Origin of the sequence: Actinospineispora acaciae DSM 45401, from assembly GCF_000620785.1 — a bacterium.
GTDB lineage: Bacteria > Actinomycetota > Actinomycetes > Mycobacteriales > Pseudonocardiaceae > Pseudonocardia > Pseudonocardia acaciae.
Window position 1 is genome coordinate 1 of the sequence record NZ_JIAI01000058.1, and the last position, 4613, is coordinate 4613.

Annotated in this window: 4 protein-coding genes; all 4 read left to right on the forward strand. The window is 73.5% G+C overall.

Translation table 11 applies throughout. The features are described 5' to 3' along the window. Positions 1-1798, forward strand: a 1798-nt coding sequence (locus N912_RS64905) for a hypothetical protein (protein ID WP_037070434.1), incomplete at its 5' end; no start/stop codon positions are given. A 420-nt stretch (positions 1799-2218) separates the two neighbouring features. Further along, on the forward strand, positions 2219-2965 hold the full coding sequence (locus N912_RS0147985) for a hypothetical protein (RefSeq protein ID WP_028928003.1): 747 nt from the start codon (positions 2219-2221) through the stop codon (positions 2963-2965). Next, on the forward strand, positions 2962-3882 hold the full coding sequence (locus N912_RS0147990; protein WP_028928004.1) for a DUF6895 family protein: 921 nt from the start codon (positions 2962-2964) through the stop codon (positions 3880-3882). Before N912_RS0147985 ends, N912_RS0147990 begins: the two co-directional genes overlap by 4 nt. Beyond that, on the forward strand, positions 3879-4613 hold a 735-nt coding region (locus N912_RS59625; protein WP_051581822.1), incomplete at its 3' end, for a serine hydrolase domain-containing protein. The genes N912_RS0147990 and N912_RS59625, both read left to right, overlap by 4 nt.

Here is a 4613-nt window from a genome sequence, read left to right on the forward strand (position 1 = left end):
CGGGTACTTCTGGGCCGAGCGCGGCGTGGTCGTCATCTTCGGTCCCGTACTGGCCGAGCTGCGCGCCGCCGGCCTGCTCGCGCGGCTGCTGCACCACGAAGACGCCTTCCACCGCCACCACCGAACCCTCAACGACCTCAACCTGCCGCACGGCGAGGACGAGAGACAGATCGTCGACCTGCTCGACTCGACCGCGACGCTCGACGCCTTCGGTTCGGTCCTCGGCTCGGTTGTGGAGGTGACGGCCGAGGACGGTCGCGGCATGGGCGTCGTGGTGGACGGCGAGCTGGTCCTGGTGGACGCCGGGCTGGTCCTGGCGTTTCGGGACCTGGTCGACGAGACCCCGCGGATCGTGACGGTGGATGGCCTTCCGGTCACCGCGATGATCATTCGAGATGGGCTGGCCGCGCTGGTGGTCCCGGGACTGCCCGTCCGCCCCGACCAGGACTCCACCTGGCCGGACGGGCTGGCCGAGTTCGTCGGCTACGCCTCCGGACTGCGCGAGACGCTGCCGTCGCTGGTCGACTGGCTGCACACCCGGTGGGGCGCCGAGCTGCCGGTGGCCGACATACGACGGTTGCTGGCCGAGCGCGGGATCCTCGTCTCCCCCGCCGACCTGGTATCCGTGCTGGCCTCGGTGCCCGGGCTGGCCGAGTCCGCCGAGACGGCGCGAGCCGCCGCCGGCGAGTACCGGCGCGCGGTCGCGTCCGCCCAGGTCTACCGCCCGAGGCCGGACCGCTCCCCCGCCGAGGTGCTCGGACGGCCGGCCGTCGCGCGGCTGGGCACCGAGCGCGGCATGGAGCTCGCCGGCGACGAGGTCCTCGTCGACTGGGTGCTGATGCCGCTGGACGGCCGGATCCTGCTCGCCGCCCACCCGCGCCTGGATGTCTGGGTCAACGACCCCGGCATACCGACGTCGGGCAACCACCTGCTGCTGGCCGGCGGACGGGGCGTGCTCGCCGCCGGGGTGGCCGCCCTGCGGCGCACCGCCGACGGCCGGCTGACCGGCATCGGGCTCACCCTGGACTCCCCCGTCTACCACCCACGCGAGGCCCCGGAACCGGCCGAGGCCCGGGCACTCGCGCTGGCCGGCTTCGCCCGCTACGGCGTGACGTTCCCGGCCCGCCCACCCGCCGGCTCCCGGCTGGCCTCGATGCTCGCCGAGGCCGAAGCCGCCCGTCACACCGAAGAAATGAGGTGGATGGAGTACCTGCTCGACAACACCGTCCCCCTGCTGCCCCGCGACGGCATCGTCGGCGACACCGTCGGCCCGGTCCTGCCCACCCCGGAGCTACGCCGTTTCACCGCCCTGGCCCGCTGGTGGGTCGACCACGACGGCGAGGTCACCACCGAGTTCGCGCGGCGGTGGCTGCGAACGAGCCGCGAGCTGCTCGACGAGGCCTCCACCGCCCACCCCGCGCACGCGATCGACCTGCTCCACCGGGCCACCTGGACGCTGGGACCGCTGCGCGCTTTCCAGACCCCCGAGGTGTGGCGGTGGCTGGGCGGCCAGGCGCTCGCCCCGGACGTCGAGTTCACCGGCATCCGGTTCGCCGAGCTGATCGAGGCGCTGGCCGCCGACCCCGAGGTCCACGACGTGCTGGCGACCCGCCTCATCGCCGAGCTCACCGCCTCCGAACGCACCAGCCTGGGCCTGCACGCCCTCGCCGAGACGACCAGGACCCCCAGCGAGCTACTGCGCCGAGTCGCCGGCGCCCACCCCCGCCTGGAGAACATCCACACCACTGGCCCCGAGGTCCAGCTCCGGCGGGCGCAGCGGTTGCCAAGCTCCCGCTGACCGGGCAACTCCCTGATCTCCCGTGCTCCCGAGATCGGCGTGGCCCTCTTCGACATGAATTAGAAATTGGATAAGTCAAAATTAAGCACTGGATAAATGGCCAGTGATTGCGGCGGGTTCTTCGTGTCGAAGCGATCCGCGCCCCTTGTTGTCGCCGGACGGCCTGCGTAGCGTGATTTCTGTTATCGCCCGTGGTTGATGAGGGGGAAGCCGATGCGGACTCAGGAACCGGTCCAGGCTACAACCGTTGTGGCATCACCGGCCGAGGTGGACGCCGTGGCCGCGCTCATGTCCGAGCCCGAAGCGCCGGTCAGCGACGCCCCGTGCTACACGCCGGTGGCCAGCAGCGGCGCATTTCTGCTCCAGACACCGAAGGCACCGAAGGAGCCCCGGAAGGGTAAGTAGGCGGGCTTCGAATAGGTGCCGAGCCCGCCGGTCCGCCCGAGGGCCGACTACGCGGCCGCGGTGGAGGATCTCGCCGGTCGGGTTGCCGGTTGCCTCGCCGACGGCTCGCGGGTCGGAATCGGTGCTGGGCCGCTGGCTCGGTTCGTCGACGAGGCCGCGGATCGTCGGGCGGCGTTGGCGGCGGTACGGGTGCTGGGCCCGGATGTGCTCGCGCCGGCGGTGTTGGACGCCGCCGAGGTGGACCCGACCGAGGTGTACGCCGCCGATGGCGCGGTCGTGGTCGAGGCGCTGCGGGTGTTCCCGCCGGGCAGCCTGGGCGCCACTCCGGAGGCCGGGTGGCGGGACTGGGCGACCGGCCAGGTGCTCGCGCGGTGGGTCGATGCCGCCGCCGACCCGCCCGACACGCCGCGGCCGGCCGAGGTCCCCGGCAGCGAGGACGGGTGGCCGAGGTGGTCGGCCTGGGCCGCGCGGCTGGCCCCGCTCGCACTCCCCGACCTGGACAGCGCCGTGCACGAGCAGGTGCGGCGGCGCACGCGGGCGTTGGGGCGGGGCGCGGTGCGAGCGATGCTGCGCCGCGACTACCTCAGCGCCGCGCGCCTGGTCCGTTGGCTCGCGCTCGCGTCCCGGGATGGGCACCGGCCGGACCTGGACCTGGGGGTGGCCGTGGCGCACATCGAGCTGCACAGCGGTAGTGGGCCGAGGGTGGAGCTGGAGACCGCGATCACCCGGCGCCTGCTCCGCTGTCCCGGCTCACGCCGATGACGTCGTCCGCTACCGGCCTGTGCGAGTCGGCGCACCTGCTCGCCTCCCGCGCCATCGGCTGGCTCGCCCGTCACCGCCGGCGCGGCGCGCTCCCGCCCGGGACCACCGCCGAGCTCACCGACCCGGACAACCTCTACAAGCCCCTCGGCGAGACCGCGTTGACCGCCGCCGTGGTGCTGCGCGAGGGCGTCGCCTCGGCCGAGGATGCCCGGGCCGCGCGTGAGCTGCTCGCGTTCGCCTGGGACCAGCTCGGCGAGGGCGACCTGCTCTACGAGCGGCAGCTCCAACACACACTGATCACCGACCCGCTGGAGTTCTACGGGCACTTCGCCAGGGCCGGCTACCGCCACGAACGGCTCGACGGGTTGCTGGCGCACTGGGCGTCGTTGACCTCGGCGCGCCACGTCGAGCTGCTGCCCAACCGGTGCCTGGCCGTGGCCAACGCCGCACGCCTGGCCGGCGTCGACCACAACACAGACTGGGAGGCGCTGACCGCGGCCACCTGGCTGGGCAACACCCCGGAGCCCTGGGCGTTGGACTGGATGACCGCCTACTGCGTCACCCACACGGTGTTCCACCTCACCGACTGGGGCGCCAACCCACGGGCGTTGCCCCCGCGCATTCGGGACTACCTGGCCACCTGGCTGCCGGTGTGGCTGGACGTGTGGCGCGAGGTCCGCGACTGGGACCTCGTCGCCGAGCTCATGGTCGTCGACTCGTGCCTGCCCGAGCCCCGGTGCACCGCGAGCGACTACCAGCTCCTGGCCAGCACCCAGCGCGAGGACGGGCTGATGCCCCGCGACGGCCACGAGGTGGACGACGACCCGGAGCAGGCGTACCACGACCACCACCACCCCACCGTCGTCGCCGCCATGGCCGGCACCCTGGCGCTGTCGCGCAACCTCGGCGCCCAGTGAGCGCACCGACCTCGCTGGCGCGACGGCTCGAGTCGCTCGCCGAGGCGTGCGCGGGCGGCGGCGCCGGGCCGGCGATCGCGCTGTGCGCGGTCCGCGACCGGGAGTCGGCGCTACTGTGCCGGGGCCGGGTCGACGAGCACACCAGGTTCGAGCTCGGGTCGGTCACCAAGACGTTCACCGCATTGCTGCTCGCCGAGATGGCCGCCCGGGGGGACGTCCGCTACCACGACCCCATCTCGACCTACCTCCCCGCCGGCGCCCTCCCCCGAGGTGCGTACGGCGCGCGGATCACCCTGCACGACCTGGCCACCCACACCTCGGGCCTGCCCCGGGTGCCGCTGGACCTGCTGCTCACGGCCGTGTCGCGCTGGTGGACCAACCCCTACGCCACCTACAGCCCCGAGCGGATGCTGCGCTCCACGGCCCGCGCCCGCATCCGCCGAGGCCCCACCACCCGCCCTCACTACTCCAACCTCGGCGCCGGACTGCTGGGCCACATCCTGGGCATTGCCGCCGGCACCGGCTACCCCAAGGCGCTGACCACCCGCGTGCTCGAACCGCTCGGGCTCGCCCACACCACCCTCGACCCCGACCAACCACAGGCAACCGGTCACCGCCACGGCCGGCCCCGACCCGCCTGGCGCGACCCCGGACTCGCCGCCGCGGGTGCCCTGCGCTCCACCGCCAGCGACCTGCTGCGCTACCTCCAGGCGCACCTGACCCCGGACGAC

What these genes read in the sequence shown, in the direction of transcription:
- N912_RS0147990 (WP_028928004.1), top strand. Translation starts at nt 2,962, where the DNA reads ATGACGTCGTCCGCTACCGGCCTGTGCGAGTCGGCGCACCTGCTCGCC.